The organism is Dehalococcoidia bacterium (genome assembly GCA_028711995.1).
Lineage (GTDB): Bacteria > Chloroflexota > Dehalococcoidia > SZUA-161 > SpSt-899 > JAQTRE01.
The window spans coordinates 1-16,626 of sequence record JAQTRE010000067.1 but is presented as its reverse complement, the minus strand read 5'-3'; the positions used below and the strand labels follow the sequence as shown (position 1 = coordinate 16,626).

Genomic DNA, 16,626 nt, shown 5'->3' with positions numbered 1-16,626 from the left:
TGACCACATGGAGAAAACGCTCCAGGAAATTCATCCCGATCTTGTGTATCCGATAGCCTTCGGTACGAATCGTCACCATCTCATCGCCAACCTTCACCTGCATGCCATCGATCTTGACCAAAAGTTCCTCGATATCCTTGGCCCCCACATCGACCAGCGGCGGATCGAGATAGGGGCTTTCCAGACCAAGTACTTGCCGCTGAGATTCAGAGATCGGTGCAATGCCAAGCGCCTCTTTATCGGTAAAGGAAAGGGCTTCTCGAACGGTGGCTTCCGCCGCTTTCTGGTTCCGGCCCCGGAGGTCGGCCAGCCCCCTGATGTGAGCAGCAGTGTCCTCATTGAGCTTCTTCTTCATGGTCTCAGAAAGGTCTCCGTCGATGGATACCGGACTCGCCGCACCTATCCGACTGGCTGGAGCCATGGCAGCCACATGAGCAGCCATCGTGATGAAGGTACCTGCAGAGCCTGCCCATCGATCCACATACACTACCACCGGGACCCTGGATTCCAAAATCCGATCGACGATGTCTTCAGTCGTCGAAAGCATGCCCCCGGCGGTATTCAGCTCTATGACGACAGCCGCCGCTCCGTTATCCTCAGCTTCAGATATCCCCCGATCGATATAATCGGCCACTACCGGAACAATGGTCCCATCGACATGGAGGATATAAATATCGCTGGAGTCATCCTGAGCAACGCCGAGAGATATGACCCCCAGGAACAAAAGGGCCATCAGAAGGATAATGCGGATATGCCTATTCATTGAATTGCCTCGTATGGCCGGGGGGTATAACGGTGGATTCAATTATAACCCATTCCTCCTCTTTTGCAACTTATGCTATAATCCCAGAGGAGCCGCTGCGCAGCAGCTGAAGCTGTCAAAAAGTAATTTCCGGATATAGAACGGCAGCCGAGATTGACCATGATCAAAGCCATTTTCTTCGATCTTTTCAATACGCTCGTCACCACTGATCCCACACCGGAGGATCATCGCAGACGGGCATGCCGTGAATGCGGTATCGAGGTGAGCAACGAAAACCTCCGGCGGGGCTTTTGGACAGCCGGCGATTTCTTCAGCCAGGAAGATGCCCGATTGCCGCTGGAAAAACGCTCCCCCGAGGAGAGAGAAAACCTGTGGACCGACTATGAGGCGATCCTGCTGCGAGAGGCTGGCGTGAACGTCTCAAGAGATGTGGTTATCAAAATACGAGCGAGCCTTCAGAAAATGACCCATCGGATGATGCTGTTTGAAGATGCGCTGCCCACACTCGCGCTGCTCCGCGGCCGCGGCTTGAAGGTTGGGGTCATCTCCAATCTCCACACGAGCGTAGAAGATTTTTGTGCCGAGCTTGGCCTGGGTTCCCATCTGGATTTTGCGCTCACTTCCCATGAAGTCGGTTTTGCCAAACCGCGGCCGGAGATATTTCGCGCTGCGCTCGGATGCGCCAACGCCCGAGCCTCAGAGGCGATCCATGTGGGAGATCAATACCATGCCGACGTGACCGGAGCACAGGGAGCAGGGATTAAGCCACTCTTGCTGGATCGTGACGGGCTCCTTTTTCAGCACCATGATTGCCAGCGTATTCGAGGCCTGGGAGAGATTCTGAATTATCTTTAGCGTCGGGCCGTGTGCCTCAATTTTGATCGTAAGGAAGGAAAGATGGAAAAAGCGGAGAAGATCTGGTTCAATGGCAAACTGATCCCCTGGGATGAGGCAAGAGTGCATGTGTTGACACACGCCCTGCACTATGGCACAGCGGTCTTTGAGGGTATGAAAGCCTACGAAACAGCCGCCGGTCCGGCTATTTTTCGGTTGAGGGAGCATATTCAGAGATTGTTCAATAGCGCCCGAATTTATCAGATGCCGATCCCATATACCGTGGACGCACTGTGCGCCGCCTCCAGGGATACAGTAAAGGCCAACGGCTACAAGGCATGCTATATCCGCCCCATCGCCTTCTATGGCTATGGCGAAATGGGCGTCAATCCCCGCAAGAATCCGGTGGATGTCTCGTGCATTGTCTGGAAATGGGGCGCTTATCTGGGCGACGAAGGAGTTCAGAAGGGAATCCGTGTGATGATCTCCTCATGGCAGCGGATAGATTCACGCTCACTCCCGACCCATGCCAAGGCCTCCGCTAATTATGCCAATTCGGTGCTGGCCAAGCTTGAAGCCATCGACCAGGGGTTCGACGAGGCCATCATGCTCAATTCGCACGGAATGGTTTGCGAGGGAAGCGGTGAGAATCTCTTCATCATCAAGGGCGGAGAGATCGTCACTCCACCGCCGAGCGCAGGGGCGCTCCCCGGCATAACCCGCGATTCCGTGATCACGATCGCCAAAGACATGGGCATCCCGGTGGTATTCCGCGATGTTCTCCGGGAAGAGCTCTTCCTGGCGGATGAGGTTTTCCTGACGGGCACAGCGGCGGAGGTCACGCCAGTTCGTGAGGTGAACGGAAGACCAATCGGCAACAATGGGCGAGGGCCGCTGACCGAGAAGATTCAATCCAAATTCTTCGATGTGGTTCACGGCAGGGATAAGAAGTATCAGGCCTGGTTGGATATGGTATAGGCATAAGGAAGATTAGTGAGGGCGGTTTTCAACCCGCCCTCACTTTTTAGGGATCATCGTCCGAAGCACCTGCTCCAGTATCCGCGTCCAGAAGTTCCCCATTTGCTTAATATCCAGGCGAATTTGATTTGGCCCCACTTTGACACTGCTTCCAAAGCTGCGCTGCAGAGAAGCCCGACTAATTGTGCTTTCACTCCCTATCGCCACAACCACCTGGCTTCCTTCGGTGAATATCCTCTGAATGCCGGCCTGAGCACCTAGAAGTCTCAGCCTGATGCCAAGGAGCAGGTTCTGGACCGGCTGGGGAACCTGGCCAAATCGATCCTTCAATTCCTGCTGCAAATCCTTGACTTGCTCCAGCGATTCGAGTTTGGCCAAGCGGTGGTATATGGCCAGTCGCCCGCTCAAATCAGGCACATACGTTTCAGGAATATGCGCAGTTAAAGGTATATCAACCGTGGGAAGCTCAGGTCTTTGGATGACGGCTCCAACTCCCGCTTTCAGTTCCGCCACCGCATCGGCCAGAAGTCGACAATACAGGTCAAAACCCACTGCTCCCACATTTCCGCTCTGCTCCGACCCCAGAATGTTTCCCGCCCCTCGAATCTCCAGGTCCCTCATGGCAATACGATAACCCGCCCCCAGTTCGGTGGCCTCAAATATCGTTTTGAGCCGCTTCTGGGCCAGATCGGTCAGGCGCTTGTCTTTATCGTAAAGGAGGTAAGCATAAGCTCGAACATCGGAGCGCCCCACCCGACCGCGGAGATGGTAAAGCTGAGTCAGTCCCAATTTATCGGCATGATTGATGATCAAAGTGTTGGCATTGGGCACGTCCAATCCCGACTCGATGATGGTGGTGCAAGCCAGAACGTTATACTTTCCGGAGGTGAAATCGAGCATCACCGATTCCAGCACCTCTTCCGGCATCTGGCCATGTCCCACAACGATCCTGGCCTCCGGCACAAGCTCTCGCAACTGTTCGGCAACAAACCCGATGCTCTCCACCCGATTATGCACAAAGAAGACTTGCCCCTTGCGGTCGAGTTCCCGGAGAATCGCCTCGCGGACCATTTCCGAATCCCACTCCCCCACATACGTCTTCACCGGTAGACGCGCCTCCGGGGCAGTCTCGATGGCGCTCATATCGCGTGCGCCCACCATCGCCATGTGAAGTGTTCTCGGGATCGGCGTTGCCGTGAGGGTGAGCACATCCACCTCACTCCTCAGCTTCTTGAGCTTCTCTTTATGGGCCACACCGAACTTCTGCTCCTCATCGATCACCACTAGGCCCAGATTATTGAAAATCACATCGCTCTGAAGCAAGCGATGCGTGCCGATGCAGATATCCACCGATCCGCTGGCCAAATCTTCCACCACCTTTTGCTGTTCCCGGGGAGAACGGAATCGGCTGAGGACCTCAATGCGGATCGGGAAAGCCGCCAGCCGATGGGTGAAGGTAGTATAGTGCTGCTGGGCCAGAACGGTGGTCGGAACCAGAACCGCCACCTGCATACCGCTGGCCACCGCCTTGAAAGCGGCCCGGACGGCGATCTCGGTTTTTCCGTAGCCCACATCGCCGCAGACAAGTCGATCCATAGGCTTGGCACTTTCCATATCCTGCTTGACCTCGGCGATGGTTCTGGCCTGATCCGGCGTCTCCACATAAGGAAAGGAAGCTTCCAGTTGTCTCTCCCACGGGGTATCAGGTTCAAATGCTATACCTTCGGATACCTCCCTGGCAGCATAGATCGCCAGAAGTTCTCCTGCCATTTCCCTGGTGGCTCCCTTGACTCGTTCTTTGCTTCGATCCCATTCCTGTGTGTTGAGTCGGCTGAGAGCCGGTAAATACCCCCCGGAACCCACATATCGAGCCACCCGGTCAACCTGATCCGTGGGAACATAGAGTTTATCGCCTTCGGCGTATTCCAGGACCAGATACTCCCGCTCCACACCCTCTGTCTTCAGAATGGTGGTGCCATTGAATCGAGCGATGCCATGATCGATGTGCACCACATAATCGCCAACGGCCAGATCGGAAAGAAATATCTGGTGCTGGGAACGACGCTTGGGGGATGACCGACGCTCTTTGACATAGCCGAAGAGTTCCATATCGGTGAAAAGTGAGGTCTCGCCCGATGTCCAGCCACCGGAGGAGAGCGAGCCGTGCACCAGCATCAGCAAACCCGGTGGCGGCAAATTGTCGATCTGCTCCACAGGAGAGGTCAGTATGCCATGTTCACTAAATAATTCTGCCAATCGGCTCGCCTGCTGGGAGATCACCACAATTCGGCGGCCCTCTTTAAGTCCGCGAGAGGCGTCATCGAGAAACCGGGATATGTTCCCGCCATAGCTGATAGCCGCTCCGAAGTTGAAAAGCGCATTTTCCCTTTGATCGCCCCACCTCCGGAACGAGATGGATCGCCCTATTCTGGCTCGCTTTTCCTCCAGATCGGCACGGAGAAAATAGGGCAGCGGAAAATTCCTGGGAAGCTCCCCTCTCTCCACCTGGCCTTGCCGCAGCTGGTCCGCCTGAGATTCCAGATCGGCCAGTTCAGCAGCGATGTTATCCGGATCATCCGTGATCACCAGTGCATCGGCAGGGAAATAGTCCATGAGGGTATCGGCATCGAAAAGCGGCAGATAAAACTCAAGCCCGTCACGCCACTGCCCCTGGAGCAGAAGTTCCATATCCGCGCCGATGGCCTCTCTGGTTTGGACATTGCAGTTGGAGAGATCAACGGAATCAAAAGCCTTTTGAACCGATTCCTTCGAGGGCCCGATCATCTCACGGGCAGGCACAATCGCAAGAGACTCCACAAAGCGCATGGAGCGCTGGGTGACTGGATCGAACCACCGGATGCTCTCTACATCGCTGCCGAGAAATTCGATCCGCGCCGGATAATCATTATTGGGGGAATAGACATCGATAATACCGCCCCGCTTGCTGATCGTTCCAGGGGTCTCCACAATCTCGCCCGCCTCGTAGCCTATCGATACCAGCCGGGATAACAGGCGATTCAAGTCCATCCGATTACCCGTTTTCACTACTTGTATAGCAAAGGCAGCAGCGTGAAGGGTCTTCAGCAAAACCGCACGTGCAGAAGCAATAATAAACGGTGATGTGCCACCCGGATCCTTCAGGATAGACAACACCCGCAGCCTCTGCTGGATAATGGCAGAATCAGGAGTCAGGTGCTCATAGGGGAGAACGTCCGTCTCCGGAAAGAGAAGAACCCGAGCACCGGGATGGCACCAGGCAACCAGCTCATCATAAAGCCGCTTGGCCTCCTCGGCGTTGGGCGTGATCACCAGAGTTGGAATGTTGACATCATGGTGGAGAGTAGCCATCACCAGCGGTCTGACGGCGTCAAAGACCGTTACCTCCTGCTGATCGAAACCCTGAAGGCTCTGATCGGCAGGCATGCTCTGGAGCAGTGGCAGCAGACCGGAGAGGTTCATCCTAGCACACACCAACAGGGCTAGCCGTGATCCGACTAGCCCTTTCAGGTTCATTCTATTGAGGCTTGGAAAATCGGGGAGAGAGGATTCGAACCTCCGACCCCCTGCACCCCATGCAGGTGCGCTAAACCAGGCTGCGCTACTCCCCGACGTGTTCTAATGGGCAACTAAGATACTACCATAGCTGGGAGATAAAATCAAAGCAAATTCTCTTGCCCTCAATCCGGGAATTCTTGAATCTAGCAGAATGCTGAAGAAATCTAACTCAACCCCCAATCGTTGGGGGAATCCTTCACCTCTTCTTCATCTCCCTGCTGGAGAAGAACGTCTTTCGGAAGCAAAGCCGCAGACCAACCAGAGAGACGAGTCGGTCACTGCAGAAAATCAGTATCCGATCTTATTCATCCGAACGGTTGTTTTGAGCAACCAGATTGTAGGTTCGCTTATAGCTTTTCAAATTCAAAACTGTTTCATGCCGGATGACTCCGGGAATACGGCCCAATTTATGAACGGTGAAATCATACATTTCATCACTGTCTTTGAATATCGCCGCAGCGCTCAGCTCGAACATGCCTGTGAGCATGGCAATATGGGTAACATTCGGATAACGGGTGAGTTCCTCAACCACCTCAGGGATTTTTGAAGGAACGACTTTAAGTTGCAACACAACCCACACCTTGTAACCCAAGGCGTTCAGATCGGGGATGCTGATGATTCGAATAATCCCTTCAGAGCGCAGTGTTTGCAGCTTTTTGCTCACAGTGGCTCTGCTTGTGCCCAATTTCTGGGCCAGGTGTGAAATTGTTCCCCTGGGCTCCAATTCCAGTTCTCTGATAAGAGAGATATCCAGTGCATCCAGATCATAGCTACCGGATTTGCGCTTGACAAGGCAATCGCTACTGCCCATATATGGCCAGTCGTGCTTAAATGTTTTCAGGACCAGCAATGTTTCAATGTTGGTGATATCCGGGATGCTGTTCATATCCCTGGAGACAACATTGGATAGCTCGTCAAGATCTCGGATCGGCAAAGAGACCATGATATCGCAACTTCCCGTTGTGGCAGCGATGGTCTGAGTGTAGGGCAAGGATGCCAGCTGCGTTGCCACGGCATCAACGCAGCCAGGAGTCGTGGTCATTCGCAGAATTGCCAGTGTCAGATATCCCAAAGCTTGAGGATTAGTGATGGTGACGAGCGAGAGCATGCGCTTGTCCAGCAAATTCTGCAATCTTCGGCGAACCGTGGTGTTGCTCGTGCCCAGCGCCACAGCAATATCCAAGCAGGTCTTTCGGGCATCAATCTCCAGCTCTCTGATCACCAAGTGATCGAATTCATCCAGGGTCTCTTTTTGTACTTTTTGGCTCATTCCCGGCACTCCCACCAGATCGATCTGATCTGTCAGAATCCATAAAAACACGATGCGGTGAAGAAGTCAATGGGCCTCATTTACTTCCCCTTTTATCTGTGTTATATTGTCCGCACCAGGAGACCTACCCCGTTGTTAATCATGTCAAAAGGCGAAGCGATCCCTTTCTGATGTTAAAGGTATCATGGTTATCTATTAGACACGAGGCAACCACAGCTTACAATTATCACAAACAGGAGAAAGACGATGTCAGACATAATGCCTTTCAGAATTCATGTCCCCGAAGCGGTTCTTGACGATCTGCGCGATCGCCTCTCCCGAACGCGGTGGCCTGACCAAATCAACGACGGTGACTGGTCCTACGGCACTGATCTGCTATACTTGAAAAGCCTCTGTGATTACTGGCAGAATGGTTTTGACTGGCGCGCACAGGAAGCTGAGCTCAATCGCTTTCCCCAATTCACCGCCCAGATTGCCGGGCTGAATATTCATTTCATCCATGCGCGGTCCAAAGAGCCTGATGCATTGCCATTGGTCATCACGCATGGCTGGCCCGGCTCTATCACAGAATTTGTTAAGATCATCGGCCCTCTGACCGATCCCGTATCTCACGGAGGTGACGCACGGGACGCTTTTCACGTCGTCTGCCCTTCGATTCCCGGGTACGGTTTCTCTGAAGCTCCGAGGGAGCCTGGCATGAGTCCGGAGCAGGTTGCGCGAATCGAGGCGGAGCTGATGAGTCGGCTGGATTATCCCCGCTATGGAGCGCAGGGCGGAGACTGGGGTGCTATCATCTCCACCTATATGGGAAAAACAGACCCCCAGCACTGCATCGGAATTCATCTCAATATGGTTTCGGCGACCCCTCCCGCAGGCGTTCTGAACCCCATGGAAGGGCTTACGCCGCGTGAACTCGGCTATCTTAAGGAGACTCAAGAGTATAACACCTCGGGTCGGGGGTATTACCATATCCATTCCACTCGGCCCCAGAGCATCGCCTATGCCCTCAACGACTCACCGGCCGGGCTAGCCGGCTGGATACTGGAGAAGTTCCGCGCCTGGAGCGACTGCAGGGGAAATATCGAAAACTCCTTTACCAAAGACGAACTGCTGACCAACATCACTCTCTATTGGGTGACGGGCACTATCACTTCATCGATGAGGCTGTATCTGGAAATGGCGCGGGCCGGATCGGGCTTCCCTCCCACGGATATCAAAGCTCCAGTTGGCGGGGCCATATTCCCCAAAGACATCATCAAGGTTCCTCGAAACTGGGCCAAAAAGAGCTACAACCTGATCCACTGGACCGATATGCCCCGCGGCGGGCACTTTGCCGCTCTGGAAGAACCAGAATTACTTGTCGCCGACATACGCGATTTCTTCCGCAAGGTGAGATGACTGCGATGGAGATAGAATCAGTGTGCCTGTCTGCCCTCAAAGCACCGGATCGTACGTGCGACTCAGTGGTCGCCATTCGGGAACGTCCCGAAGTCGGCTCTCTTGATGCTGTGCTATAATCGGAGCGGAAGACAAACACGCGAGACACCTCTCTGGTCAGAACATCGCGTGGCGGATTCTACATAGCCGGTCAAACATGAACCTCTTTGATCTGAATCGAGAAAAGCAACTACAAAAAGAAGCTCCTCTTGCTGCCCGCATGCGACCCCGTAGCTTCGCCGAGTTTGTGGGGCAGGAGCATATCGTGGGAGAAGGAAGGGTCTTGCGCCGGGCTATCGAGCAAGACCAGATTCCTTCAATCATTCTGTGGGGTCCACCGGGGAGTGGCAAGACCACTCTGGCCTTCGTCGTTGCCGCCGTCACCAGGTCGCATTTCAGTCCCGTCAGCGCCGTCAACGCCGGTGTGGCTGATCTCAGAAAGGTTGTCGAAGAGGCCAAGGAGCGGCGAGGCATGCACGGTCAACGCACAATCCTTTTCATCGATGAGATTCACCGCTTCAACAAAGCCCAGCAGGACGCTATTCTGCCCCATGTGGAAAACGGCACCATCACTCTCATCGGGGCCACCACTGAGAATCCTTCGTTCGAAGTAATCTCCGCGCTTCTCTCCCGCTGCCGCGTCTTCACCCTGAACCTGCTCACCGATGACCAGATCAGGACCATTATTCAGAAAGCTCTGCAGGATTCGGAACGAGGACTGGGAGGACACAGTATCGAGCTAGCTGATGATGCCCTGCAACACTTGATCGTTATGTCAAATGGAGACGCCCGCACCGCTCTGGGTGCCCTGGAAATGGCCGCTTCAGGCACGCCACCTGATGATCAGAACAAGCGACGGATTGAGTTGAGCGCCATTGAGGATGCCTTCCAGCATCGCGCCCTGCTTTATGATAAGTCGGGAGAAGAACATTACAATCTTATCTCGGCGCTGCACAAATCACTGCGAGGTTCAGACCCCGATGCAGCCCTCTATTGGCTGGGGAGAATGATCGAGGCCGGGGAAGACCCTCTCTTTATCGCCAGAAGACTGATCCGCTTCGCCTCCGAGGATATCGGCATGGCTGATCCCCAGGCGCTGGTGCAGGCCAATGCCGCCCAGCAGGCTGTGCATTTCATCGGTATGCCGGAAGGGAAACTTGCTCTGGCGCAAGCGGTGGTTTATCTGGCCAGCGCTCCCAAGAGCAACGCCCTCTACACAGCATATTCAGAAGTTCAGCGCGATGTGGAGAAAACCCGCACCCATCCGGTACCCCTTCACCTTCGCAACCCGGAGACGCGTCTGATGCGGGATGTCGGCTATGGCAAGGGATATAAATATGCTCACAACTTCCCCGGCCACATCGTGGAACAGGAGAACCTCCCGGACGCCCTGAAGGGCCGGAGATACTACGTGCCCAGCGATCAAGGGTTTGAGAAAGAGATCGATAGACGGCTCAAACAATGGCGGGCTCAGAAACAAAACCAGACGAGAAAGGAGTCCGATACATGAAAGAGGAGTCCTTGATGTTTCCCTGTGGCGGAATCTCATTGGAAGGCGTTCTGGGCTTACCGGAAGGGAAGGGCCCTTTCCCTGCAGTGGTGGTCTGCCACCCACATCCCCTCTATGGCGGCAGCATGGACAACAACGTGGTCTATGCCGTGTGCGCTGGTCTGGGCCGGAGTTCGATAGCCTGGCTGAGGTTCAACTTTCGGGGGGTGGGCAGAAGCGAGGGGCATCACGCTAACGGAATCGGCGAACAGGATGATGTGAAAGCGGCCCTCACTTTCCTGTCGACACTGCGTGAAATCGATCCCGCTAGGCTTGCCATCTGCGGCTACTCCTTCGGCACCATGGTGGGCATCCCCGTCGCTGACTCAGATGAGCGAGTTCAAGCTATGGCAGCCATCTCCCCCTTCTTTGTTTCCCCCGGACTCCTGAAAAACTACACCAAGCCCAAGCTCTTTGTTTACGGCACAGAGGACAGCTTCGTCAGTCATCAGGAGATCGAACACATCGTCAGCCAACTCCCTGAACCAAAGACTTGTACCGTTGTCCCAGGCGCGGACCATTTCTGGCGCTTCTCCGAGAGAGCGGTGGAGATAAAAGTCGGCGACTTCTTCGCTTCTTTTTTGACGCACAGATAGCGCAGATGGGGCTCTTCCTATCTAAAACACTTGACATTTAGGCTAGGATGAGTGTAGGCTACAAGTTAAGCGGAAGCTAGCAGAGTCAAATTTTGAAAAGGGGGAAGATTCGATGGAAGCCTATTGCTTCAAGTGTAGAGCAAAGAGAGAGATCAAGAACCCGAAAGCCATAAAACTAAAGAATGGGAAGCCCGCCACACAGGGTGTTTGCCCCAAGTGCGGCACCAAAGTGTTCAGAATCGGTAAGAGCTAACTAGATGGAGAGGGGTTCTCCGGTTAACTTCTTCCCAAACGGAGAACCCTTTTTCTCAACTGACTTTGCTGAGCAAAGACTGCGGATTGGTCAAAAGCACCTCAGAGATTTCATTCTCTGTCAGCCCCGCTCCTCGAACAATCAAGGGTGTGAGGCGCATCGAAAGCAAATCCCCCTCATCGTGAGCATCTGAATCAAGCAAGAGCTTTGGCCCTGTGAGTTGGGCCATCCGAACAACATGTCCATTGGTGAGGGAGTGACCCTTTCGGGCAGATATCTCGAGGAAGATGCCGTTTTTCTTAGCAAGAGTTGCTTCCTCGGAAGTGATGAGTCCAGGGTGGGCCAGGATATCCACATCGAGAGATTGAACTGCTGCCAGGTTAGTCCCCTTCGGTACATCCTCAACAATAGTCTCCCCGTGAACCACCACCACACGCGCCCCGATTCTCTTGGCCTCTTTGGCCGCATCTGCAATCGCCCCAGGGGGGAGGTGAGTCAGTTCAACCCCAGGAATTGCTCTGATATCCCAGTGCTTCTCAGCCAGCACGCACTCTCTGGTGATCTCCGCAATGAACCTCTCCATCTGCCCGATTCCGCAATGGTCGGTTATCCCTATGACACGATAGCCGTTTCGAAAAGCGCGGTGAATCAGTTCCATCGGCGAGAGAACGCCGTCACTCAGGGTGGTGTGGGTGTGAAAATCGTAAATCATTCTGCTATATTTTCCCCCATTATATTCATGGCGTCAAGGTTTAACGGTCTGTCGTACCACTTCACGACACCAATGTCCATAGACAGGCATAAGATACAAGACAAAGACACAAGCGGGCAACTTGTCCTAGTCTTCCGTTTGTGGTACTCTTTATCGAAGTAAGGCGATGAAGTAGACATCACCAAATCAAACAAAGCATCTAAGGAGCGCATCCGAACATGGGTAAGATAAAGGTAGCAATCATCGGCGTGGGCAACTGTGCATCTTCTCTGGTGCAGGGCGTACACTACTATCGAAATGCCAACGAGAGCGATTTTGTTCCCGGACTCATGCACGTCAATTTGGGTGGATATCACATCAGCGATATCGAATTCGTAGCGGCCTTTGATATTGATGTCAACAAGGTCGGCAAGGATCTTTCAGAGGCCATCTACACCAGCCCAAATAACACCTTCAAATTCTGCGAAGTCCCCCTCTCAGGCGTAAAGGTAGAGCGAGGGATGACCCACGATGGTTTGGGCAAATATCTGAAAGAAATTATTACCCCCGCTCCCGGCCCAACAGCCAACATCGTCAGCATTCTGCAGGAGAAAGAAGTGGACGTGGTCCTCAACTATCTTCCCGTCGGAAGCGAAATGGCCACCAAGTGGTATGTAGAGCAAGTTCTCACCGCCGGTTGCGGTTTCATCAACTGCATACCGGTTTTCATTGGCAGGGAGCCATACTGGCAAAAGAGATTCGCCGAGAAAGGTCTGCCGGTTATCGGGGATGACATCAAATCACAGGTCGGCGCTACCATAACCCACCGGGTTTTGACCAGGCTTTTCAGGGATCGCGGCGTGAAAATGGAAAGGACCTATCAGCTCAATTTCGGCGGCAATACGGACTTCCTCAATATGCTGGAACGGGAGCGGCTGCAATCCAAGAAGATATCCAAGACCAATTCCGTCACATCTCAGATGGAGTACGACATAGGCGCTCACAACATCCACGTCGGCCCCAGCGACCATATTCCATGGCTCGACGACCGGAAGTGGTGCTATATTCGAATGGAGGGACGGACCTTCGGCGATGTGCCACTGAATCTGGAATGCAAACTGGAAGTCTGGGATAGTCCCAATTCCGCCGGCGTGGTGATCGATGCCATCAGATGCTGCAAACTGGCTCTCGAACGGGGACTCAGCGGCACCCTGGTAGGGCCGTCTTCCTACTTCATGAAATCACCGCCCATCCAGTATACCGATGATGAAGCCAGAATTCTGACCGAGGCCTTTATCGAGAACAAAGAGCTGTTCGCTCCTGTGATCCTCGCGGGCGACGATAAACCTTCACGTAAGGGTCGCGCCAAGACCGAGACCTCTGCCAATAGCGAACAACCATCATGTGAGACTCCTACTGATAAGGCAAAAGCCTCGCCAAGGCCACGAGGCCGTAAAGGGACAGCGGACAACTCATAAAACCTGACTCACCGTGCACAAGGGCAGAATGAAGATTGTACTCGTTTCCCCTTATGACTACGTTTATCCAAGCGGAGTCAATCATCATATCTTTGCCCTTGGTGAGAATTTCACCCGAATGGGGCATGAGGTCCACTATATTCTCCCTTCATCCCGTCCAAAAGTGCGTCCCGAAAACGAAAACATTACGTTCGTCGGTCGGCCGTTTCCGATTCATGCCAGCGGCTCGATAGTTCGAACACCGCTTTCCCCACGGCTTTTCTTTTCCAAACGGATATCAAAGCCCCTGGAGCGAGGCGAATTCGATATCGTTCACCTTCAGGAGCCATTGTTTCCGCCGTTGACCACCGCCTGTTTACAGTATTCCCGGTCGGTGAATATCGGCACTTTCCATGCTTCCCGGCCTCGGAGTTGGGGGTATTGGTTCGGGCGTCCTTTGCTGAACCAATGGGCAGAGAAACTCGATGGGCGAATTGCCGTTTCTCCACCAGCGCGGGAATTCATCAACCACTACTTTCCCGGGGACTATACCATCATTCCCAACGGCATCAATGTGGAGCGCTTTTCCACTCCGGCAAAACCGCTTGAAGAATTCAAAGACGGCAAGATCAATATCCTTTTTGTGGGACGGATGGAGGATCGCAAAGGCTTCGGCCACCTGCTCAGCGCTTACCGGCGTGTCAAGGCTAAAAACCCCAATACCCGCCTCATCGTGGTCGGGCCACCGAGTTGGGCGCGGCGGAAATACGAGACACTCGTCAAGACACTCCGTCTCAAAGACGTCGTCTTTTCCGGATATGTCACTAACAATGATCTGCCCCGTTATTATCAGACGGCCGATATTTTCTGCGCTCCGGCTATAGGGCTGGAGAGCTTCGGCATCGTGCTCCTCGAAGCGATGGCTGCTTCCAAACCAATCGTCGCCTCCGATATCGGCGGGTACGCCAGTGTGATCACTCGAGATTCCGATGGCCTGCTGGTGAAGCCAGGAAACGCCAAGGCCATCGCCGAGGCCATCGATGTGCTCATTGATGACCCCTCATTACGCCATAAGCTCGGCGCCAATGGCAGGGAAAAAGCCCATGAATATGATTGGATCAAAGTAGCCCGTAGAGTGATGGATTACTACGAGGAGATGCTGGGTAATTCCCATCGCAAGGCGAACGGATGATCTCCAAACTTCGCCCCAGTTTAGGCCGAGTCCTGTCTGAACCGATCGTCCGCGTGATTGCCAGGACGGGTATTTCCCCCAATGCGCTGACTATCGCCGGTTTCCTTTTGAGCGCCGTAACCGCCTGGGTTCTGGCTACCGGTCACCTCTTTGTCGGCGGTCTGCTCGTTGTCTTCTCCGCATGGTTTGATATGCTCGATGGAGCACTGGCCAAGATGATTGGATCGTCCACCCGCTTCGGGGCCATCCTCGATTCCACCGTTGATCGATTATCTGAGGCCGCCCTGTTTCTGGGATTGCTCATCTACTATGTTGATCGGCATGAGACTGATGCAATTGTCCTCGTCTATATCGCCGTTGCCGGATCGTTCATGGTCAGCTATATCAGAGCCAGGGCAGAGGCATTGGGAATCCAGGGCGAAGTGGGATTTTTCGCCCGCCCCGAGAGGATCGTTCTCCTCACGCTGGGTCTCCTTCTAACAGCAGTTACATCAACAGCTTTGATCGTTGTGCTTTGGATTCTGGCTGTGGGCACAAACCTCACGGCCCTGCGCCGTCTGCTCCACTCCTGGCAGCAGACGAAGGAAGGATAGGCCTCAAACAGAAAAGGAACCTCCGATGAAGTGGTGCAGGATACCTCCTGCCGGGGGTCTGGGGGTGTCCCCCAGATTCCTCTTCTTCCCCCAAGATTGGGGGCGAGGGGGTTGATCAGAACTTAATCAGAGCTTCCAAAACTGTGGCCAGCGTCATCCCGTCCTGAAAATGCCCCAACCCATCAATTGAAATCTGCCGCTTCTCCCCACTCTGTGACAGAAGCCTTTTGTGCTGATCTCGCCTCGGATCGTTTGTTCTCGCCCCTCCAGACCTTTGCCCTGAAGCAAGGAGGATAAACATCTGGAGGGTCACACCTCAAAGGAATCCATGGATCAAACAGAGCCTGAAAGCCCTTGACAAAACCGGATAAGGGTGGTTTAATACCCACAACATAAGCCCCTAGGTTCAGTAGAAAACAACGGAGGTGCAAGATTGGCCCACCGCAAATTCTTGGTGCTGCTGTTCATAATCCTCATTTCCGTAATGACAATCCCGCTCCCCGGATGCGATTCCTCGGACAAAACAACTTTGCCAAGCGTAAGCCCTACAACTGTGACCGTGCCTGCAAGTATTAGTCCTTGTGTCATTGCGACCTTGTCGCCCGGGACTGACCTGAAATTTGAAAAAATAGTTGAGCCAGAGAGGAACATTGGCTTCCTATATAGAGAGGACAGTGCGCAAATACGAGTAATCACTTCCGCCCAAACGCCACTTCCGGAAGAAATTGAGTGGGTGAATGCCGTAAGTCAGACCAAGATTCTAACCGTAGACTATTCAGAGTATTTCGTGGTCATGGTGTTCAACGGCTATCGTAGCGGTATCTCCAGCAACTTGAAGGTCCAAGGAATTTGGCAAAGCGCAGGTGCGATCTGCGTACTTGCCCATTTTAATGATTATCAGCCTGATGCTACCAGCCTATCTAACACCAATTCACAATATGAAGTTGTAAAGATAAGCAGAGCACAATTGAGTCAACATGGCGAAATTGTCTTTGTATTGTCGGATGAAACAGGGAATGAGAGAGCCAGAACAACCCAGATGGTTCTCCAAAATGAGCCTCAAGGAACAAACCTGAATTTTGACGACGTAGTTGAGCCAGGAGAGATGGGCTGGCTGTATAAAGGAGAGAGTGCGCAAATACAGGTAATCACCACCACCCAAGACCCACTGCCTGAAGCATTAGAGTGGATTGATCCCGATGCCAGGACTGCAATTCTTGAGGTTGATTACTCGCGATACTTCGTGATTATGGTGTTCAACGGCTATCGTGGTGGCATCTTTAGTTACTTAAGAATACACAAGATTTGGCAAAGTGCAGATGTCGTCTATGTGCTAGCCCAACTTCCGCAGTTTCGAAGCTGACAGGTGCTTCTCCCGAACGTAAAGTTGGTACTACATTGCTTTAATTTTCATTCGCTGAGGGAGGTGCAGCCCAAGCATCTGGAGGAGAACTGCCT

The 16,626-nt window shown here is 53.4% G+C and carries 14 protein-coding genes and 1 tRNA gene; 10 read left to right on the top strand and 5 right to left on the bottom strand.

The features are described from left to right. On the bottom strand, positions 1-763 hold a 763-nt coding region (locus tag PHV74_09890; GenBank protein MDD5094674.1), incomplete at its 3' end, for an ATP-dependent Clp protease proteolytic subunit. A gap of 159 nt (positions 764-922) precedes the next feature. Here PHV74_09890 and PHV74_09885 point away from each other — a divergent pair. Together PHV74_09885 and PHV74_09880 are read left to right on the top strand one after the other, a co-directional pair. Then, on the top strand, positions 923-1,618 hold the full coding sequence (locus PHV74_09885; protein ID MDD5094673.1) for an HAD family hydrolase: 696 nt from the start codon (positions 923-925) through the stop codon (positions 1,616-1,618). 42 nt (positions 1,619-1,660) lie between these two features. After that, positions 1,661-2,575 (top strand): branched-chain amino acid transaminase, encoded by a 915-nt coding sequence (locus tag PHV74_09880; GenBank protein ID MDD5094672.1) that lies wholly within the window; start codon positions 1,661-1,663, stop codon positions 2,573-2,575. A 39-nt stretch (positions 2,576-2,614) separates the two neighbouring features. On the opposite strand, the gene mfd is transcribed toward PHV74_09880, so the two are convergent. From mfd to PHV74_09865, 3 genes are all read right to left on the bottom strand, one after another. Further along, positions 2,615-6,088, bottom strand: coding sequence for a transcription-repair coupling factor (mfd, locus tag PHV74_09875; GenBank protein MDD5094671.1), 3,474 nt, complete (start codon positions 6,086-6,088; stop codon positions 2,615-2,617). Positions 6,089-6,107: 19 nt separating this feature from the next. After that, positions 6,108-6,183 (bottom strand) — tRNA-Pro (locus PHV74_09870). A 248-nt stretch (positions 6,184-6,431) separates the two neighbouring features. Beyond that, a complete protein-coding gene (locus PHV74_09865; GenBank protein MDD5094670.1) occupies positions 6,432-7,400 on the bottom strand; it encodes an Lrp/AsnC family transcriptional regulator in 969 nt (322 codons plus the stop codon). A gap of 246 nt (positions 7,401-7,646) precedes the next feature. Here PHV74_09865 and PHV74_09860 point away from each other — a divergent pair, with 246 nt between their 5' ends. From PHV74_09860 to PHV74_09845, 4 genes are all read left to right on the top strand, one after another. Beyond that, complete coding sequence (locus PHV74_09860) at positions 7,647-8,798, top strand: epoxide hydrolase (GenBank protein MDD5094669.1); 1,152 nt, start codon at positions 7,647-7,649, stop codon at positions 8,796-8,798. Between the two features lie 196 nt (positions 8,799-8,994). Further along, positions 8,995-10,347 (top strand): replication-associated recombination protein A, encoded by a 1,353-nt coding sequence (locus tag PHV74_09855; GenBank protein MDD5094668.1) that lies wholly within the window; start codon positions 8,995-8,997, stop codon positions 10,345-10,347. After that, entirely contained in the window at positions 10,344-10,982 is a 639-nt protein-coding gene (locus PHV74_09850) for a dienelactone hydrolase family protein (protein MDD5094667.1), read from the top strand. The genes PHV74_09855 and PHV74_09850 overlap by 4 nt, the downstream gene beginning before the upstream one ends. 112 nt (positions 10,983-11,094) lie before the next feature. After that, positions 11,095-11,235: a DUF5679 domain-containing protein gene (locus tag PHV74_09845; protein MDD5094666.1), complete on the top strand. Its 141-nt coding sequence runs from the start codon at positions 11,095-11,097 to the stop codon at positions 11,233-11,235. A 55-nt stretch (positions 11,236-11,290) separates the two neighbouring features. Here PHV74_09845 and PHV74_09840 read toward each other — a convergent pair whose 3' ends face one another. Further along, a complete protein-coding gene (locus PHV74_09840) occupies positions 11,291-11,947 on the bottom strand; it encodes a histidinol phosphate phosphatase domain-containing protein (protein MDD5094665.1) in 657 nt (218 codons plus the stop codon). A gap of 218 nt (positions 11,948-12,165) precedes the next feature. Here PHV74_09840 and PHV74_09835 point away from each other — a divergent pair, with 218 nt between their 5' ends. From PHV74_09835 to PHV74_09820, 4 genes are all read left to right on the top strand, one after another. Further along, the gene (locus PHV74_09835) at positions 12,166-13,404 is read left to right on the top strand and encodes an inositol-3-phosphate synthase (protein MDD5094664.1); all 1,239 of its coding nucleotides are present in this window, start codon (positions 12,166-12,168) and stop codon (positions 13,402-13,404) included. 28 nt (positions 13,405-13,432) lie between these two features. Next, the gene (locus PHV74_09830; protein MDD5094663.1) at positions 13,433-14,575 is read left to right on the top strand and encodes a glycosyltransferase family 4 protein; all 1,143 of its coding nucleotides are present in this window, start codon (positions 13,433-13,435) and stop codon (positions 14,573-14,575) included. A gap of 53 nt (positions 14,576-14,628) precedes the next feature. Further along, positions 14,629-15,168, top strand: a complete 540-nt coding sequence (locus PHV74_09825; GenBank protein MDD5094662.1) for a CDP-alcohol phosphatidyltransferase family protein — start codon at positions 14,629-14,631, stop codon at positions 15,166-15,168. Between the two features lie 433 nt (positions 15,169-15,601). After that, positions 15,602-16,531 carry a hypothetical protein gene (locus tag PHV74_09820; protein MDD5094661.1) on the top strand — a complete coding sequence of 310 codons (930 nt, stop codon included), beginning with the start codon at positions 15,602-15,604 and terminating at the stop codon, positions 16,529-16,531. Positions 16,532-16,626 lie beyond the last annotated feature (95 nt).